Source organism: Flavobacterium sp. EDS, assembly GCF_020991525.1.
GTDB lineage: Bacteria > Bacteroidota > Bacteroidia > Flavobacteriales > Flavobacteriaceae > Flavobacterium.
In genome coordinates this window covers 199,805-219,973 of record NZ_JAJMOZ010000006.1, presented here as the reverse complement: position 1 = coordinate 219,973, position 20,169 = coordinate 199,805, and the positions used below count along the sequence as shown (strand labels likewise).

Genomic DNA, 20,169 nt, shown 5'->3' with positions numbered 1-20,169 from the left:
TTTTTTCAAAATCTTGTTTATGGATTTTGAGTTAAAGTCCCAGGATAAGCATTTATTTCCGATTGAGGAATATATTGTACTACTCTTAGGCTTGTTGCTGGATAATCTATCATTGGAGAATGAGGTCCAGGATAGTGACGAGTCATTGTTTGTCCATTTCTGTACACATCAGAACCACGGTGTGCTTCAAAAGCAAGTTCTAATTGACGCTCTTCATCAATAAGTTGTGCTGCATTTGTACTTGTTAATGAAGTGTATCCTCCACCTATGATTGATCTTTCTCTAATTACATTTAAATTAGTAACAGCATTTTGATAATCTCCTTTTTTAGCATAAGCTTCTGCCATATTCAAATACATTTCGGCTAATCTTGAAATAGTAGGTGAATGCAGGTGAGAGCTGTTATCTTGTAAAGAACATTTTGTAATGTAGTACATTGGATATACACGATTTAATAACATCATATAATCTTTTTCACCTACATATGTTTTACCTCCATAAACAATTGAATAGCTGTTCTCGGCAGCATTAACCGCTGTAAGGTTGTAATTTACATCTGCTATAGTAATATAATAGCTACCATTTGGATTCGTTTTAAGCGGTTGTTGAACATAGTTATATCCAGTTTGTACATTATCTTTATCAAAAGCATCTGTTATAAAGCGGAAAGCGGCTGTTTTATTATTGGAAGCATCCAATGCATATTGAGGATCAATAAAAGCCCATCTTGCATCTTTCTTTAGACCAGATTTACGTAATAAGTCTAGGTATTTTGCACTTGCATACATTTCTCCCCAACCTTGTCCTTGTATATTAGCATACATACCACCAATACCATTATAATGATCATCTCCAGAGTATTCTGAAGCGACACGTTTAACAGCAAAAATAGTTTCAGTTTGCCCGCTTGCATCAGGTGCAAAAGTGTTGTATTTCATAAAATCGTTTCTACTAAGTAAATTGTAACGACCACTAGAAATTACTTTGTTTGCATATTCAATAGACAAATCAGCATATTGTTGATTTGGTGTTTCATATGTACCACTCATGTATAAATACACTCTAGAAAGCATTGCTTGTGCCGCTTGTTTAGTAGCATAACTTGCTGTTCTGTTTTCATTCATTAAAGCTTCTCCTTTTTTAAGGTCACTTATTGCTTGCTCATAAGTTGCTTTTACAGTAGTCCTGTCTGGTAGATTAATGTTGGCTAAATCATCAGGTAATCCATTTACAATTGGCACGCCTAAATTAGTTTCTGGTGATTGTGCATAAGGTCTACCGAATGTTTTACCTAAATAGAAATAAAGCATTCCTCTTAAGTAATACGCTTCTCCTAATTGTTGATCCATTTTAGAGCTTTCGCCTTCAGAAATCATTTTCATAAGGTCACTTGATTGTGAAATAACTTTGTAGCTATTATTCCAAAAAGTGGTTAATCTATCATTTATAGGAGTATGTTGATAAGAAATAAAAGGGAAGAATCCATCAGTAGAGGTTCCTCTAATCATGATATTATCTGCAGAATACTCACCAATACGGTGCATCTGATCCGACCAATTCTTAAGTTGTGCGTAACATCCGTTAAGAAGTACTTCTACAGCAGCTTCTTTATCGTTCATGATTTTATCTTTTGTGTAAGAGCCATATGGTTCTCGCTCTAACTCACATGAAGATAGAAAACTGAGGGTAATAAATAATATGAATATTTTTTTCATGATTTTGAGTTTTTAAAGAGTAAGATTAAAACCTAATACAAATCGGCGTGATTGAGGATATACAGAAGTTGAAACTCCAGTTATCGATCTTGTACCATTTCTTAGTTCATGTGGCGGTATCTCTGGATCAACACCTGAGAAATCGGTTAATGTAAACAGGTTTTCACCAGATACAAATATTCTAAGATTTGATATATTCAAGCGCTCAATAGATAGATTATATCCAAATGATACACTTCTTAATTTCAGGTATGATCCATCTTCTAAGAAACGTGTTGATGCTTTATTAGAGTTGCTTGAATTATTGTAAACAGCTTGTGGATGAGTAGCAATATCGCCTTTCTTTTCCCAACGGCTCCATCCACTCTGAAGATTCATTTGGTTACGATCTGTATAAGCTCCGTCTGAATCAAACTCGGCACGAGCATAGTTATAAATTTTACCACCTACAGAGTACGTGAATGTAGCTCCAAAATCAAAGTTTTTATAATTTAAAGTAGTCGAAAAACCTCCAAAATAAGATGGAGTGTAAGCTCCTGCAGCAATAGGATTTTTTGATGCTTCACCGTAGCTTGACGTTTTAACGCGTTCTCCAGTTGTAGCATCGGTTTTATACCATTCTGGTTTTCCGTTGTCAGAATTTACGCCTGCCCACTCAGGAAGATACCAAGTATCTACATCCATTCCTGGTTTTAATAATTTAGATGCCGAACCAGCAATACCAGTTCCGTCACCAACAATAATTTGTTGTTTTGTTCCGTAAAGGCTTGTTACTTTATTTTTGTTTATTCCAATATTAGCATCTACATTCCATTTCCAATTTTCATTTTTAATGATATCAACATTTATAGATGCCTCAAAACCTTTATTATTTACAGCACCAACATTTCTCCAAATGCTAGTTACTCCAATTACTCCAGGTAGTGGTACTTCGTATAATAAACCAGAGGTATCTTTGTCATAATAATCTAATGTTATGTTCACTCTGTTTAAAAAACTTACATCTAAACCAAAGCCTGTCGTAAAAGTTTTTTCCCAGCTCAAATCAGGGTTTCCTATTTGTGAGATAATAGCACCTGGGTTTTCATTATATCCTGTAGATACAGAGTACAATGGCAAGTGAGGATATAAGTTTGTTGGTCTATTTCCTACTGAACCATAACTAGCTCTAAGTTTTAAGTTGTTGATGTAATGAGCTTTAAAGAATTTCTCTTTATGAATATTCCAACCACCACTGATAGAAAAGAAATTTCCATATCTAGCATTTTCTCCAAAATTAGAAGCCCCATCACGACGGATAGAAAATTGTGCCATATACCTATCATCATAAGTATAATTGATGTTGGTTAACAAAGATTGTACAGCCCATTCTGATCTTCCACCACGAACTTTTTCAGGAACTGTAGCAGCGTCTGGAACAATGAATCCAGGAGGTATTCCGGTTGCAATTCCTTCAGTATTTTTGCCTTTATATTCATTCCATTCGTATCCAGCAACTGCATTTATAGCATGAGCACCAAATGATTTGTTGAATTTGAATAATTGATTGCTATATAGTCTATTATTGCTACTAGTTTTGTCAGTAATTCTTCCTTTTACAGATAACCCTTCTGAAGATCTTGGATCAGCGTAGGCCATTGAATTAAAGTTTGAAAAAATATAGTTATTTGTAGAAGTAAATGTTAACCAGCTATTTAGTTTAACATCAAAGTCTAGGTTAGTTCTAACACTATATCTTTCAGATTCGGCATAATTCCATTGTAAATCGTACAAATAGTTAGAACCTGTTGTATTTACCCAAGTTGGGTTAGGTTGATTACCTACCAAAGTTCCGTCAGGTAAATATGGACTATCCCAAGGCATATTGCCATACATAGCGCCTACAGAATGCTGTCTGTCTTCAGTTTCAGAGCGAGTAATATTTGCTTGAGGACGTATAGTAATCCAATCATTTAGTTTATAACTAAATTTAAGAAGTAAGTTGTAACGAGTGTAATCATATCCTTTTACAGCACCAGTTTCGTCATATACTCCAAGAGATACATAGCTTTTAAACACATCACTACCACCATTAACCGAAAGGTTAAAATCTCTTGCAATACCTGTTTTTGTTGCATTTTTCCACCAGTCGTAATTTTTATTTCTTAATTCTGGAGTCCACCACCAAGCATTACTGAATTCTTGTTTGTTTGGAAATGAATCATATAGATCATATAATTCTGAACCGTTCATGATGTCAAAATTTCCTGAGTTAACAGTTGTAGCAGCAGTCTTAATAGAAGCATTAATGGTTGCTTTACCGCTTTTACCACTTTTTGTAGTAACAATAATTACACCGTTTGCTCCCTGAGAACCATATACAGCTGTAGATGCAGCATCTTTAAGAACCGTTAACGTTTCGATATCAGCAGGATTCACATTTCCAGAACCGCTACCTACAATAACACCATCAACTACCCATAGTGGGTCAGTACTTCCGTTAACTGTAGTTTTTCCACGAATAACTATTTTTCCAACATCACCAGGTTGTCCGTTACCAGAACTTACATATACCCCAGTTGCTTTACCAGATAGTAAGTTCTCAACAGTTGGAGTAGTAGCGTCAATTAGTTTTTTATTATTAATGGTTTGTAAAGCACCAGTAAGACTTTCTTTTTTAATTTTGCTGTAACCTACAATAACGACCTCGTCCATTACTTCTCCTGCTTCCTTAAGAGTAACAACAATTGGGTCTTTTCCGATTGTTACTTCTTGTTCTTGCATTCCCATATAAGAAATAACCAATACTGTTTGGTTAGCTGCAACCTCAATGGCAAATTCACCATTGTAATCTGTTTGTACCCCAATGGTAGTTCCTTTAATTAGGACGTTTACTCCCGGGAGAGGTAGTCCCGAAGCATCAGTAACTTTTCCTTTTACAATTTTTTGTACAAGTGCTAAATCAATTGTGTTTGAACTATTTGATTTTGATGGAGCAGCTGTTGAAATTTGAAAAGTCAAAGCGAACAATGAAAGAATTGTTAATTTGATTTCCTTCCTAGATGGTCTGTTAAACCATAAGTCTCTAGGCTTTTTTTTAATTAATAATTTCATACTCTTAAAAATGTGTTTGGTTAATAATTTGTTTTGTGTTGTGTTAACTGGTATTCATTTTTATTATAATCGATTTAAGGTATTATCGCCTTAAATGAAAATCGTTATTCTATATACTTCTTGACTATTAATTATTTTAGGAAATCATCTTTTCTGAGCTTAAAATCACACACTTTTTCTTATTTATTTAGAGGTTATTTTTTAACATAAATTGTGTTTTATTTTTTAAGATATGACGAAACTATATATTTAATTTTTATTAAACAAGGAAAACAGCAAAAAATGTGCTCGAACACACAATATTTGTGTTCTCGAGCACATTTTTTTTATTGAAAATGTTTTTTTAGTAATAAAATTCTAGTTTATTACTAAAAAATAGGCGCCTAGTTATTTGAGTAAAAACAAGAATTTTGCAGATAATTATTATTAGATGAGGGAATAAGGAAAAAGATTGCTGAAAAAATTATCAAATTTTTATAAAATGATTTAATTGAATGTCGGATAATTTATAATAGAACTGTTAATAAAATAATAATATAGTATCAATATCGATCTTAGGAGCTATATGTTTGAAGTGTTTTTTTCGATTTAATCAATGAATTAAATAAACCTTTAAATACTTGTGTTTATTTAAAGGTTTTATTACTTGAATCTAGAGAAGTTTTTCTTTCTAATCTCAATTAGAAATGAAAAGAGAAAGGAGAATGTTTTTAATTGAAATAGCCGAATATGGAAGAAATTATAATGCGTTATTTTGAAAAAAAAATTATCTTTTGTTATTAAGTGTAATTGAACCAATTTCTTTACCTGAATCATTTAGCATTTGTAGATTTAAAACTTCGGGGTTGGCATCAATTCGTATTAGAGTTCTTGTTCCTGTTTCTGGCCCACCACCAATTACAAAATGATAAGAGTGCTCTTTGCTTGGCTCAAAGATTCCGTATTCATGGGTATGTCCTGCAATAAATAAATCGATTTTGTATTTTTCAAATAAAGTGCCAAACAATCTGCGGCATTCGGTTGTTCCATGTTCTTCATCAGAGTGATAATGTGGGATATGCATCATTACTACACGGAATGGAGCGTTTTTAAAAGCTTTAGATTTCATTTGTTTCTCTAACCAAATAGCTTGCTCCTCGCGATAAGAATCGTAATTAACAGTTCCGCCATATACGGGGTGAGAATCTTTTTTATCTTCACCAGTATCTAAAACAATTGTAAAAACAGGTCCCATTTTAAAACTATAAAATTCTTTCTTATCATAATTGTAATAATAGTCTAATAGATTTCTAGAATATTTGCCTCTAGTTTCGTGGTTTCCTCTTACGAACATAAAAGGCTTTTCAGTCGAAAATAAACTACACGGATTGAGTAAGTGGTTGATAATTTGATTTTCATCTGTTTGATAGTCAAACATGTCTCCGTTAAGAAAAACAAAGTCGTAAGGCTTATTCTGATTAAGTTCTATTAGTTCTTTAAAAGATTCTGGACGATCGTGAATGTCATTTAAAACCAACCAACTGACTTCTTTTTCTTTAGGGTTGAGGGTTTTAAAAGGATAGGTTTCACTACTTATAGTGTCTCCAAATGTAATTTTATAAGGTCGGAAATCTACAATTTGTTTCGAGAAAACTTTGTAGAAATAGTTAGTATTTGGTTTAAGGTTCGTTAATGTTACCGTATTAATTCTAGAATTGGTATTCATCATACCGTGTGTGCATTGTTCGGCTTTTGTTCCTAGTTTTTCGGTTTCACCATATTCTATCCAATTTAAGCAAAGCTGGTTAGTGAGCCACATTATGGTAATGCCATCATTGGTGGGAGCTTGCAGATAAGGTTTTGTTAAAAAATCGTGTTTAGAGTCTGGTACTTCAATATTTTGGGTTGATGCTAAAGCAGATAAAGGTAGGCCTGTTGCTATAACTGATCCTGAAATACCAGCAATAGTCTTCGTTAAGAAGGAACGACGGGAGTTTTTTTCTTCTTTCATAAAAGATAAAAATTTGGTTATTTGTAGTTTCTAAATGATTTTATTTGGTGTTAATGGTAACGAAACTATCAATTATATTGTATTAAACAAAGAATATTTTGTAAAATGTGTTCGTGCACATTATTTTTTGTATTATTGTAATGATTGTGCTAAAACGATAATTTAAGAATGATATGAACGAGGATGTTAAGAATTACGTGGTGAATTTAATACCCAAAAATCAATTGATTGTATCAGGAAAGGGCGATTCTGATTTATGGAATAAAGCAATTGTTCTGGATGATTTTTGCTCGCCTTGGGATTCAAAAACAGTTTCCCGAATTGAGTTTAAAGCCTTATGGGATGAGGAGCAATTGTTTTTTTGTTTTACAGTATATGATTCCGAAATTCATATAGAAGGGAAAGACGATAGTATTGATAGTATCAATAATTCCGATAGGGTAGAGTTGTTTTTTAGACCAGACAGTTCGCTTAATCCGTATTATTGTATGGAAATAGATGCTAAAGCTAGGGTAATGGATTTTATAGCCTATCCTGATAAGAATTTTAATTTTGATTGGTCCTGGCCAAAAGATGATTTAGTAGTTAAATCATCTGTAGATAAAGATTGTTTTGTGATAGAAGGTGCAATACGTATTGCATCCTTAAAGAAGTTTGATTTAATAAAGAATAACCAAATCGAGACGGGTATTTTTAGAGCCAAGTATTCTAAAACAGATGGACATGATTATGAACCAACTTGGATAACTTGGGTGAATCCTGTTACTGAAACACCTAATTTTCATATTTCATCTTCGTTTGGAATCTTAATCTTGAAGGAATAAATTATTCCAGATAAAAGTCAGCATTTTCAGAGTTGATGATGTCGATTGGTAAAAGTGTAACTGCTGGTGTTTCTTTGTGGAAAAGAAAGTGTTCTATGAGGTAAGTTATACCAAGGTAAGCTTGTCTTTTCTGATTTTGATGAATCAAAAAATCAATTACACCCAAGTTTAGATTGTTCACATTTTCATCGATTAAATCGTAACCAATTATTCTGATTTTTTTATCCTTAATTTCGCTAATTGGTTTTGCTATTTGATAGGCTTTAGATGTAGTAATGAAAACACCAGATAAGTCGGGGTTTTCAATAATAAAGTTTTTTAGGCCTAACTCGACATTTGGGCTTTTTAATTTTAGTGTCGTAATCTTGTAGCCTGGAGTTTCTTTCTCGCTAAAGTAATTTTTGAAACCTCTTTCTTTTTCCTGCATGTGAATTGCATTCTTATACGTTTCGTCAATATGTATAATTGCAATATGGCCTTTGTCTAGTATGGTATTTAATAATTTAGCAGCTACGCGGCCACTTCTAAATAAATCTTGTCCGACAAAATTCTTAATTAATGTAGATTCTACTTGATTATTGAATGTGTTAACTATAATGTTTAAAGAATCGTATTTTTTTATAGCTTCTAATGTTTCTTTATGGAATAATGGAGCTAGCAAAACTGCGTCTGGTGCTTTTTCTATAATGACCTCAGTAATACTTGTGAATGATTTTGTCTTTTCTGGATTAAAATAAAACGTTTCTACAAGTATATTATATGCTTTAAACTCTTGTATTGCATCATTTATTCCTTTAATGCAAGGAGACCAATACGGGTCGATTTCAGGATCGGGTAAAGCTATGCAAATGCGATAGATCTTATTATTCTTGAGATTTCGGGCAATAAGATTAGGCTCGTAATTAATTACATTTAAAACTTCATTTACTTTTTCTAGCGCCAAAGGGGAAACTTTTCCTCTTTTGTGCAAAACTCTATCTACAGTACCTTTTGAAACTCCTGCTAATTTAGCAATATCTTTAATTGTATACTTTTTATCCATAAGAAGGCAAATATATAAAAACTTTGTGTTTGTTTTTTTTCTGATTTATTTACAAAAAGAAAAGGTTTTTGTATTCGTAATGAAGTTTTTGAATTAACGACATAAGAAGTTAATGTATGAAATTAGTTCAATATAAAACAAAAATATAAAATTAGATATTCTTATTTTAAATATCGTAAATATCTTAATAATTTCCAGGAACAAGTTAAGCAATTTTTATCTGTATATAAATACGTGTGCTCGATAACATAATTTAAGTGTGTTCGAGCACATTTTTTATTTTTTCTTAGGTTAATTAAAATTTAATATCTAGTTTCGTAAAGTTAAAAATAAAATAAAAGCCTGTTTCGTAAACTAATTACAGTGTAATTAAAGAATTACATTGTCTTAATATATTTTAAAAGTGAAGAAAATTATATCATTAGCACCAGGGCGAACTTGCCTTTTTGGAGATCATCAAGATTATTTAGGATTACCAGTTATAGCATGTGCAATAAATAGAAATATAGAATTAACAGCAGTGCAAAATGAGACTTCAGTTTTTAAATTAAACATGGTCGATATTGATCAAGTCAGAATTATCGATATCAATGCGACTTTTGAAGAATTGGAGCCACGTGATTATTTTGCTTCTTCATTACGAGTTTTAAGAAGGCATGGTTGTGTTCCTACTGTTGGGTACGATATTACGATAACAGGAGATATTCCTATTAACTCAGGAACCTCAAGTTCATCGGCATTATTAATTGCTTGGATTAATTTTCTTATAACTTCATATGGTGTTGATTGTGATGTTACACCAGAATTTATTGCACAAATGGGATATGCTTCTGAAGTATTGGAGCATGGAGAGCCAGGCGGAATGATGGATCATTTTAGTATTGGAGTAGGAAATATTGTTCATATTAATACAAGTGTTCCATTTTCATATAATATAATTGGGACAGAATTAAAAGGTTTAATTACAGGAGTTTCTGGAGTTCCAAAAGAAACAATAGGATTAATTGGAGAATTAAAAGGCAATGCTTTATTAGCAATTGATATTGTAAAACGGAATTTTAGAAGTTTTGATTTGCATAAAACTGAAATTGTAGATATACATAAATATAGTAATTATCTGCCAGATAGATTAATTCCGTTTTTTGAAGCTGCTATAAAAAATCACTATTACACAAGAGAAGCTCTAAAAGAATTCGAAAAACCAACGCTTGACTTGGTGAGAATTGGTGAATTAATGAATCTACACCATGCAGTTTTAAGGGATTTATTAAAAATAACAGTGCCAAAAATTGACGACATGATAAACGCTGCATTACACGCAGGAGCCTATGGAGCAAAGATTGTTGGGTCAGGAGGAGGAGGAAGTATTGTTGTAATTGCAGATCCAAAAAAAGAAGCTGAAGTTGTAGCAGCAATATTGGCAGCAGGAGCAAAAGAAGCATATACTGTAAGTGTAGATCCAGGAGCAAGAATAATATAATAATATTAAAATTTTAAAGAATAAAACATGCATGACAATTTAATTATTTTAGCAGGCGGTGCATCTTCTCGAATGAAAAAGGAAGTTGTATTGAATAATTTAACCGAAGAAGAAATAGCTCAAGCAAACGAGCGAAGTAAAGGACTTATTGGAGTTGGTCCAAACGGAAGACCTTTGCTAGATTATCTTTTGCTAAATGCAAAAAAAGCAGGATATAAAAATATCATCATCATAATAGGAGAGCAAGGAGAATTGTTTAAAGAGTTTTATGGTAATAAAGATAAGGATAATGATTTCCATGGTTTGAATATTTCATTTGCAGTTCAGTATATTCCAAACGATAGAGTAAAACCATTTGGTACAGCTGATGCTTTATTTCAAGCGATAGAACAATTTCCAGAAATGAACTCAAAAAGTTACTCCGTTTGTAATAGTGATAATTTATATTCTACAGCAGCTTTGTTAGCTTTAAGAGAAACAAATAGTTTAAACGCTTTTATAGGTTATGATCGTGATGCTTTAGAGTTTCCATCTGAGAGAATTTCGCGTTTTGCAATTGCTAAACTTGATGCGAACAACCAATTATTGGATATACTAGAAAAGCCAACGGCAGATGATTTAGAAAACTATAAAGATTCTGAAGGAAAATTAAGAGTAAGTATGAATGCTTTTAAATTTGATGGAGCAATGTTGTATCCATATCTAAAAAACTGTCCAGTTCATCCAGAGAGAGACGAAAAAGAATTGCCAACTGTACTTTTAAATGCAATAAAAGATAATCCCAACACTACTTTAGGGATCCCTTTCTCAGAGCATGTTCCAGATTTAACTGCCAAAGAAGATATTGCTGAAGTAAAAGAATATCTTAAAAAACATTACCCACAGTTAAATTGGGAAGCATAAAAAATTAACAAAAATTTCATATCTAATTTAGGAATAAGAAGAACTTATTGAGCTACTTTTGTCGTATCATTGCAAAAAAAACGCAACTATTTGTTGTGGTTTTGCAAAAAACAGGAAAGTGTTGATGCTATTTTAGATTGAAAAAACTACTAAATCTATTAACCATCGACCAGAAAAAAATTATGTCAAAGACTGAAAGTGCAATACGTATAGATCAAAGGAGTACAATTATTCCTATGGTTATTTTAACCGCATTATTTTTTATTCTAGGATTCGTTACTTGGCTTAACGGACCTTTAATTCCTTTTTTTGAGTTAGCTTGTGAGCTAACTGCTTCTCAAGCTTATTTTGTAACATTTGCTTTTTATATTGCCTATTTTGTTATGGCAATTCCATCATCTTGGGTTATAGAGAAAGTGGGGTATAAAAATGGAGTTTCGCTTGGTTTAATTGTAATCGCTATAGGTGCTTTTATGTTTTATCCAGCAGCAGCAACAAGAACTTATGTTTTCTTTTTGATAGCATTATTCACAATGGGAACAGGTTTGGCAATCTTGCAAACCGCTGCAAATCCTTATGTAGTTGTTATCGGTCCAAGAGAAAGTGCGGCTGCGCGAATTAGTGTATTAGGAATTGCAAATAAATTAGCAGGATTTATAGCACCATTAGCTCTAACGGCTTTGGTGTTGTCAAATATGCAAGACTACACAGCAGAGAAAATTGCGCTTTTAGATGAAGTTTCTAAAACAGAAGCCTTAAATTTGCTGACATTACAATTGCAAACGCCCTATCTTTATATGGGATTAGTTATTTTGGTTTTGGCACTTTTAGTTAAGTTGTCTCCACTACCAGAAATTGATTTGGATGAAGAAGGAGATGTAATGAATTTGAGTATTTTTAAACAAATAAAAAATGCTTTTAAACACCCACAATTAGTTCTAGGAGTTATTACTTTGATGTTATATTTAGCTGCCGAAGTTTTGGCAGGAGATTCAATCGGAGGATTCGGAAAAGAACTTGGAGTGTATGGTAAAGATGGTAATTTCTATTTAAAATTAACCTCATTTACAATGTCTGCAATGGTAGTAGGGTATATTCTAGGAATTACATTAATACCAAAATATCTTTCGCAAGTTACTGCTTTAAAAGCGTCTGGAATTTTAGGATTAATTTTAGTAATTTTAATAGTTGTTATATCGCCAGAAATAACCGTTCAGTTTTCGGGAATTCCTGACATTCCAGTAGTTATAATTTTAGTAGCATTAATGGGACTTGCAAATGCACTTTGTTGGCCAGCAATATGGCCAATGGCATTACAAGATCTAAAAGGATATACCAAAATAGGAAGTGCAATTTTAATCATGGGTATTATAGGAGGAGCAATCTTTCCTCTTATATATGGAGCTTGGGCTGAAAGTATTAATACTGCTAATCTAGCAAACGGAGTGGCTAAAACGGCTAAAAGCGGAAACCAGATAGCGTATTTAATGTTAGTGCCTTGCTATTTGATGATTATATTTTTTGCATACAAAGGGCATAAATACAGAAGTTGGTCTCGCAATTAAGACAGATAAATAATTTAAGTAAATATAAAAAGAAGCGAATAATGTTAAAAAGTTCCATAGATAAGGCGACAGGTTTCGAAAAAAGATTCGAAAACATTGACACGGTGGTTTTTGAAAATTCAACCGAGGCATCTAAAGCAGTTGCAAAGCAAATAGCAACACTTATCAAGTCAAAACAAGAGAATAATGAATCATGTGTTTTAGGATTAGCTACAGGGTCTTCACCAAAAGGTTTATACGCTGAGTTAGTACGTTTACACAAAGAAGAAGGATTGAGCTTTAAAAATGTAATCACTTTTAACTTGGACGAATACTATCCAATGGAGCCAGATTCTGTAAATAGTTACGTGCGATTCATGAAAGAATTGTTAATGGATCAAGTAGATATTTTACCTGAAAATTATCATATTCCAGACGGACAATTATCAAAAGAAGAAATAGCGGATTATTGTGCAGATTACGAAGCAAAAATAGAAGCTTTAGGAGGTATCGATTTGCAAGTTCTTGGAATTGGAGCCAATGGACACATCGGATTCAACGAATCGGGTTCATTACAAAACTCAAAAACAAGATTAGTAGCATTAGATCATATAACAAGAGTTGCGGCAAGTAAAGACTTTTTTGGATTAAACAATACACCAAGAACAGCTATTACACTTGGAGTAAAAAAGATAATGGAAGCCAAGCAAGTTATTCTTCTGGCTTGGGGAGAAGGAAAAGCAGAGGTTGTAAAAAAATCTGTAGAAGGAGAAGTTACCAATAGAATTCCTGCATCATTTTTGCAAGAACACAGCAATGTTGTTTTTGTTTTAGATAAAGAAGCATCATCAAAACTAACGAGAATCAACAGACCATGGTTAGTAGAGAAAATTGTTTGGACAGATAAATTAACCCGTAAAGCCGTTTTAGGATTAGCCTTAGATTTAAAGAAACCAATTCTAATGCTAACCGATGCCGATTATATCGAAAACGGAATGAGCGATTTATTAGCCGATTCAGGACCTGCTTATGATATCAATATAAAGATATTTAATAAGTTGCAAAACACCATTACTGGATGGCCAGGAGGTAAGCCAAATGCAGATGATACCAAACGACCTGAAAGAGCTGAGCCAGCAAGAAAAAGAGTATTGATATTTAGTCCGCATCCAGATGATGATATTATTAGTATGGGAGGAACATTCATGCGTTTGCAAGAACAAGGACATGAAGTACACGTTGCTTATCAAACTTCAGGAAATATTGCTGTAGCAGATGATGAAGCATTGCGATTTGCAAGATTCGTTACCGATTACAACGAGAAATTTGGAATCAAAAGTGTTGAAGCAGAGAATATCTACCAAAAAGCAGTAACATTCTTAACAAATAAAAAGAATAGTGAGATTGATATTCCAGAAGTTCGTTATATAAAAGGATTAATCAGAAAAGGAGAAGCACGCTCAACAAGTCACTTTGTTGGTTTGCCAGACGAACAGATTCATTTTATGGAACTTCCATTTTATGAAACAGGAACAATCGAGAAAAAACCAATTGGAGAAGAAGATATTCAACTTACAATGGATTTAATCGAAAAAATCAAACCACATCAAATATATGCTGCAGGAGATTTAGCTGATCCACACGGAACACACAAAGTATGTCTGGATGCAATTTTTGAAGCAGTAAAACGATTAAAACCAAACCCATTCATGGATGATTGTTGGTTATGGTTATACCGTGGAGCTTGGCAAGAATGGGGAATTGACGAAGTAGAAATGGCAGTGCCAATGAGTCCAGATCAGGTACTAGCAAAAAGACACGGAATCTTTAAGCACCAATCACAAAAAGATGGCGTTGTATTTCAAGGATCAGATGCACGTGAGTTTTGGCAAAGAGCTGAAGACAGAAATGCTGAAACTGCTGAATTATACAACCAATTAGGTTTATCGCGTTACGCAGCTATGGAAGCTTTCGTGAGATGGCACTATTAGATTTCAGTTTTTAGTCTCAGTAAGCAGTCAGTCTGTAAACTGTAACTGATACTGTATGCTATTTTGAAATCTGTGGCAAAAAAAAAATAAAAAAGTTATTGAAATAATAATAGCTTTGCATTCAATGGAAGCAAGAAGAGAGAATAAGTTCATATTCTTTTTTCTTGCTTCTTTTTTCTTAAAAAAAATGGAACAAGACAAAAAACTTCTCATAAAATTAGCTCACACTAAAATGCCTTTCGGGAAATACGAAGGACGTTTTCTTATTGATTTACCTGAATATTATGTTGTTTGGTATCATAATAAAGGATTTCCTAATGGTGAATTAGGGCAGCAATTAGCACTTGTGTATGAATTAAAACTTAACGGTTTAGAAGAGTTGATTAGAAATATCAAAAAACAATATCCCAAGCCTTTAAAATAATAAATTAACAAAAAAAGACATGGAGAATAATTTTCAGCAGTCAAATGTGGACCAAAGTATGAGTATTGCAGCGTTAGTAATAGGAATAGTGTCTATTATAGTTGCTTTTATACCTTGCATTGATATACTAGCCATAATTGGTGGGGTTTTAGCAATATTTTTTTCAGCAATAGGAATGTCTCAGGCAAAAAGTAACAATACTTCAACTACATTATCAAAAGTAAGCTTTATTTTAGGGATCATAGCATTATTACTTGCGGTTGTTTTTTCTTTATTTTATAGTTTTATTCTCGGATTATTAATGGAGTGAGATTAGTAAAAATTGCGATTTTGATATTTCATTTTAAGGTTTTATAATTTAACATGTCTAAGTGGTCTAAAAGTCTAAATAGGTTTAGTAATCATTTATTTGTTAATAACTTTGCTTTATTCTTAGTTTTTAGCATAAGTGTTTTTCTATTTTTGTAATAATTAAGATATAAAATATATGGAAAATAATTTAGGTTCGTCGAATGCAGGTCAAGGAATGGGTATTGCTGCTTTGGTATTAGGAATTGTAGCGGCTATAGCTGCATTTATTCCTTGTTTCGGTTTAATTGCAATACTTTTTGGAGTACTAGCTATCATTTTTGGAGCAATAGGCTTATCGCAAGCAAAAAAAGAAAATGCTCCTACGACAATGCCAAAAGCAGGTTTGATACTAGGAATAGTTGCAACAGCTTTTGTTATTATATGGATGTTAGTTGTTGTAGGAACAATTGGGTCAGCTGTTGTGTCTCATAAAGATGAGATCGGTAAAGCTTTAGATTCTATAAATGCTGAAACGGAAAAACTACAAGATTCTCTAGAAAATAGTGTAGAAGTAACAATAGACACGGTTAAAGTAGAAGTAGAGAAATAATATATATTCTTTGGAAATAAAAACTTCTTATGGAATAGATTCTTATAAAAAGATAAACTTAATTTTTATTATATTAATTATGTTTATCTTTTTTTATTCCTATTTGTCAACCTTTTTGAATTTTGGAATACGCTCTACTTGCGAAGGTATGCCAATAAGCTATTGTAAAAGCCGTGGCTTAACAAGGGCCTTTTCTCAAATTCTGAATTTTAACTTCAAGCAGGCAATTGCTTACAATGCCTACAGCTTAAAAATTTTTTTATTTTTTCTAATTCAATTATTGGCTCGTTTGGTCATTAATAAAACAATTAATTTTTCTAATTTTAAGTTAGTATTGACTTTTGATATCATTTGCAGTTCTATATTTTTTGTTTTTTCATTTTATAACTTAGTTGTAATATAAAAATTAAGACTGAATAAATAGATTGATTAAAATGGGGTCTATTTGAAAAGAAAAATTATGAATTACGGAAACAACTAAACGTTCTGTTTGAAAAAATGAAAATTATCTAATTATCTAATTGACAATTTGTCCAATTTAATTTGTACTTTTGCCACGTTTTTTACACAACTACAATACAAACAACAACAGAATGAATCAAACGAAATATATTTTTGTTACAGGTGGTGTGACTTCTTCATTAGGAAAAGGGATTATCGCAGCATCTTTAGCAAAATTGTTACAAGCAAGAGGTTATCGCACAACTATTCAAAAATTTGACCCGTATATAAACGTAGATCCGGGTACATTAAATCCGTATGAGCACGGAGAATGTTATGTGACTGATGATGGCGCTGAAACCGATTTGGATTTAGGGCATTACGAGCGTTTTCTTAACGTTCCTACATCGCAGGCTAATAACGTAACTACTGGTAGAGTATATCTTTCGGTTATTGAAAAAGAGAGAAGAGGAGAGTTTCTTGGAAAAACGGTACAAGTAGTACCTCATATTACCAACGAGATTAAAGATAGAATGCAATTGCTAGGTAAATCTGGTGATTATGATATTGTTATTACAGAAATTGGTGGAACAGTAGGAGATATAGAGTCATTGCCTTATATCGAGTCAGTTCGTCAGTTGGTATGGGAATTAGGAGAAAATAACGGAATTGTTATTCACTTAACGTTAGTACCTTATTTAGCTGCTGCGGGAGAGTTGAAAACAAAACCAACACAACACTCTGTGAAAACTTTAATGGAAAGCGGTATCAAAGCTGATATTTTAGTTTGCAGAACAGAACATGAACTTTCAGATGAATTACGTAACAAACTTGCTTTGTTTTGTAATGTTAAGAGAGAAGCTGTAATACAGTCAATCGATGCATCTACAATATATGAAGTGCCTAATTTAATGCTTGAAGAAGGATTAGATGTAGTTGCTTTAAAGAAATTGGATTTACCTAAAAAAGCAGCTCCGGATTTAAAAAACTGGAATACGTTCTTAAAAAGATTAAAAAATCCAAAGCATACAATTAATATTGGTTTGATCGGTAAGTATGTAGAAATGCAAGATTGCTACAAATCAATTTTAGAAGCATTTATTCATGCAGGAGCTTCAAACGAAACCAAAGTAAATGTAGTCTCTATACACTCTGAGCATATTAATGCAGACAATATAGAAGAAAAATTAAAAGGTTTAGACGGAATTCTTGTTGCTCCAGGTTTTGGAGAAAGAGGAATAGAAGGAAAAATTGAAGCAGTACGTTATGCACGTGAAAATAAAGTTCCGTTTTTCGGAATTTGTCTTGGAATGCAAATGTCAGTAATCGAATATTCTCGTAATATTTTAGGATATACAGATGCAAATTCAACAGAAATGAATGAGAATACCGCTCATCCAGTTGTGAATTTGATGGAAGAGCAAAAAACAGTAACTGATAAAGGAGGAACAATGCGTCTTGGAGCATGGAAATGTGATATTACACCAGATTCATTGGCATATAAAATTTACGGCAAAACAACTATATCTGAGCGTCACCGTCACCGTTATGAATATAACAGTCAGTACGTAGATGAATTACAAAAAGCAGGATTAATTGCTTCAGGAGTAAATCCAGATACAGGATTGGTAGAGATTGTAGAGTTAAAAGATCACCCATTTTTTATCGGAGTACAATATCATCCAGAATACAAAAGTACAGTTGCCAATCCGCACCCTATTTTTGTGAATTTTGTAGCTGCTGCAGTAACAGCTCACAAAAAATAATACGTATTTGTATAAGTTTCTAAAAACAGAAGAAACGCAAACATAAAATTTAGAATAAAAATTACAATGGAAGAAAAAAAATTTGATCTCAATTCGGTTATTGGTTTTATATTGATTTTTGGTATTTTGATTTGGATAATGTATCAAAACAAGCCTTCTGAAGCTACTATCGCAGCAGAAAAAGCCAAAAAAGAATTAGTTGCAAAACAAGAAGCTCAAGCTAAAGATGCTGCTGCTAAAACTGCGGCTTTACCAATTGCAACAGCCCCTGGAGATACATTGCAATTAGCAAAATTGCAAAAAACATTAGGTGGATTTGCTTATTCGGCTACGCTTCCTTCTGCTAAAGATGCTTATACAACAATCGAAAATGATGTAGTAAAATTAAAAATTGCCAATAAAGGTGGTTTTATAGTTGAAGCTATTTTGAAAAAATACGAAAAATTCCAAAAAGGATCAGGACAATTAGTAGAGTTGATTAAAGACAACAATGCTAACTTAAATATCCAATTAGCGACTAATGATAATCGTACTTTAAACACAAAAGATTTATTTTTTGAACCTACATTGACTAAAAATGGTGAGGATCAAGTATTATCAATGCGTTTAAAAGCCGGTCCAAATGAATTCTTGGAATACAAGTACGTGTTGAAACCAAATGATTATATGGTTGGTTTTGATCTTCGTTCACAAGGATTAAACAAAGTTTTAAATACATCTAAACCATTAGATTTACAATGGAATTTAAAAACCTATCGTAATGAGAAAAGCATTTCTATTGAAAAGCGTTATGCAGAAATTTATTATGAGCATAAAGACGGAAAAGTTGATTATGCTGGTTTAGGAAAAAAAGAAGAGGTTACACCTGAAAGTTTAAGTTTTGTTGCTTACAAACAACACTTTTTCTCAACTATTTTATTGACAAAAAAACCTTTTGAAAAATCTAAATTAGAATCATTTGATTTAATTAATGACGAAAAAATAGATACAGTTTTTACTAAACAGTTCAAATCTAACATACCGTTAGTATTTTCAAATGGGGAGATTGATTATAATATGAGTTGGTACTTTGGACCTTCAGATTATAAAACTTTAAAATCATATGATGCAAATTTAGAACGAATCATCCCATTAGGTTGGGGGATATTTGGTTGGATTAATAAATTTATCTTCATTCCTTTATTTGGATTCTTGAGTTCAACAATGGGATTATCTTTAGGAATTGCTATTATCGTATTTACGATTATTATTAAAATAGCGATGTCGCCAATTACATATAAATCATTCTTGTCGCAGGCAAAAATGAAAGTATTGCGACCAGAAATTACAGAATTGGGTGAAAAATACAAGAAAGACCCAATGAAAAAACAGCAAGAAACAATGAAGCTGTATAATAAAGCAGGAGTAAACCCAATGGCGGGATGTATTCCAGCCTTGATACAACTTCCGTTTATGTATGCTTCGTTCCAGTTCTTTCCATCTGCGTTTGAATTAAGACAAAAAGGTTTCCTTTGGGCAGACGATTTATCTTCATTTGATGCTGTTGTAAATCTACCATTTAATATTCCTTTATACGGAGATCATATTAGTTTGTTTCCAATATTGGCAGCAATTGCGATTTTCTTTTACATGAAAATGACATCTGGGGACCAACAAATGGCTGCTCCTCAACAAGAAGGGATGCCAGATATGGCTAAGATGATGAAAATCATGATCTATGTTTCGCCACTTATGATGTTGATATTCTTCAACTCGTATGGAGCAGGTTTGAGTTTGTATAACTTTATCTCTAACTTAATTACAATCGGAATTATGTATGTAATTAAAAACTATATTGTAGATAGCGATAAAATTCATGCTCAAATACAAGAAAATAAATTAAAAGAGCCTAAAAAACAAGGTAAGTTCCAAAGACGTTTACAAGAAGTTATGGAGCAACAAGAAGCGGCTAAAGCAGCTAAAGGCAAAAAATAATAGAAGTATTGAAAATAAAAAAATCTCGATTTATCGGGATTTTTTTATACCCGTATAATTTATTAATGAATTGTTTCGTTA

The 20,169-nt window shown here is 32.5% G+C and carries 14 protein-coding genes; 10 read left to right on the top strand and 4 right to left on the bottom strand.

The genetic code is table 11. The features are described 5' to 3' along the window. Positions 1-17 precede the first annotated feature (17 nt). The 3 genes from LPB87_RS11170 to LPB87_RS11160 form a co-directional block, all read right to left on the bottom strand. Positions 18-1,715, bottom strand: coding sequence for a RagB/SusD family nutrient uptake outer membrane protein (locus LPB87_RS11170; RefSeq protein WP_230727939.1), 1,698 nt, complete (start codon positions 1,713-1,715; stop codon positions 18-20). A 12-nt stretch (positions 1,716-1,727) separates the two neighbouring features. Beyond that, positions 1,728-4,808 carry a TonB-dependent receptor gene (locus LPB87_RS11165; protein ID WP_230727938.1) on the bottom strand — a complete coding sequence of 1,027 codons (3,081 nt, stop codon included), beginning with the start codon at positions 4,806-4,808 and terminating at the stop codon, positions 1,728-1,730. Between the two features lie 766 nt (positions 4,809-5,574). Continuing rightward, the gene (locus LPB87_RS11160; RefSeq protein WP_230727936.1) at positions 5,575-6,798 is read right to left on the bottom strand and encodes an FN3 domain-containing metallophosphoesterase family protein; all 1,224 of its coding nucleotides are present in this window, start codon (positions 6,796-6,798) and stop codon (positions 5,575-5,577) included. Between the two features lie 173 nt (positions 6,799-6,971). On the opposite strand from LPB87_RS11160, the gene LPB87_RS11155 reads away from it, so the two are divergent. Beyond that, positions 6,972-7,622 (top strand): sugar-binding protein, encoded by a 651-nt coding sequence (locus LPB87_RS11155; RefSeq protein WP_230727935.1) that lies wholly within the window; start codon positions 6,972-6,974, stop codon positions 7,620-7,622. Position 7,623: 1 nt separating this feature from the next. Here LPB87_RS11155 and LPB87_RS11150 read toward each other — a convergent pair whose 3' ends face one another. Continuing rightward, a complete protein-coding gene (locus LPB87_RS11150) occupies positions 7,624-8,664 on the bottom strand; it encodes a substrate-binding domain-containing protein (RefSeq protein WP_230727933.1) in 1,041 nt (346 codons plus the stop codon). Positions 8,665-9,067: 403 nt separating this feature from the next. On the opposite strand from LPB87_RS11150, the gene LPB87_RS11145 reads away from it, so the two are divergent. The 9 genes from LPB87_RS11145 to yidC all read left to right on the top strand — a co-directional run bounded on the left by LPB87_RS11145 (position 9,068) and on the right by yidC (position 20,088). After that, a complete protein-coding gene (locus LPB87_RS11145) occupies positions 9,068-10,144 on the top strand; it encodes a galactokinase family protein (RefSeq protein ID WP_230727932.1) in 1,077 nt (358 codons plus the stop codon). A 27-nt stretch (positions 10,145-10,171) separates the two neighbouring features. Then, the gene (locus LPB87_RS11140; RefSeq protein ID WP_129537725.1) at positions 10,172-11,047 is read left to right on the top strand and encodes a sugar phosphate nucleotidyltransferase; all 876 of its coding nucleotides are present in this window, start codon (positions 10,172-10,174) and stop codon (positions 11,045-11,047) included. A 182-nt stretch (positions 11,048-11,229) separates the two neighbouring features. Then, positions 11,230-12,612, top strand: coding sequence for a sugar MFS transporter (locus LPB87_RS11135; RefSeq protein WP_129537726.1), 1,383 nt, complete (start codon positions 11,230-11,232; stop codon positions 12,610-12,612). Between the two features lie 41 nt (positions 12,613-12,653). Beyond that, positions 12,654-14,582: a glucosamine-6-phosphate deaminase gene (gene nagB, locus LPB87_RS11130; RefSeq protein WP_230727931.1), complete on the top strand. Its 1,929-nt coding sequence runs from the start codon at positions 12,654-12,656 to the stop codon at positions 14,580-14,582. 187 nt (positions 14,583-14,769) lie between these two features. After that, the gene (locus LPB87_RS11125; RefSeq protein WP_086894244.1) at positions 14,770-15,006 is read left to right on the top strand and encodes a DUF3820 family protein; all 237 of its coding nucleotides are present in this window, start codon (positions 14,770-14,772) and stop codon (positions 15,004-15,006) included. A gap of 19 nt (positions 15,007-15,025) precedes the next feature. Continuing rightward, positions 15,026-15,316: a hypothetical protein gene (locus LPB87_RS11120; protein WP_230727930.1), complete on the top strand. Its 291-nt coding sequence runs from the start codon at positions 15,026-15,028 to the stop codon at positions 15,314-15,316. Positions 15,317-15,493: 177 nt separating this feature from the next. Next, complete coding sequence (locus LPB87_RS11115; protein WP_129537729.1) at positions 15,494-15,907, top strand: DUF4190 domain-containing protein; 414 nt, start codon at positions 15,494-15,496, stop codon at positions 15,905-15,907. Positions 15,908-16,500: 593 nt separating this feature from the next. Further along, complete coding sequence (locus tag LPB87_RS11110; protein WP_129537731.1) at positions 16,501-18,114, top strand: CTP synthase; 1,614 nt, start codon at positions 16,501-16,503, stop codon at positions 18,112-18,114. A gap of 66 nt (positions 18,115-18,180) precedes the next feature. Next, positions 18,181-20,088 carry a membrane protein insertase YidC gene (gene yidC, locus LPB87_RS11105; protein WP_230727929.1) on the top strand — a complete coding sequence of 636 codons (1,908 nt, stop codon included), beginning with the start codon at positions 18,181-18,183 and terminating at the stop codon, positions 20,086-20,088. Positions 20,089-20,169 lie beyond the last annotated feature (81 nt).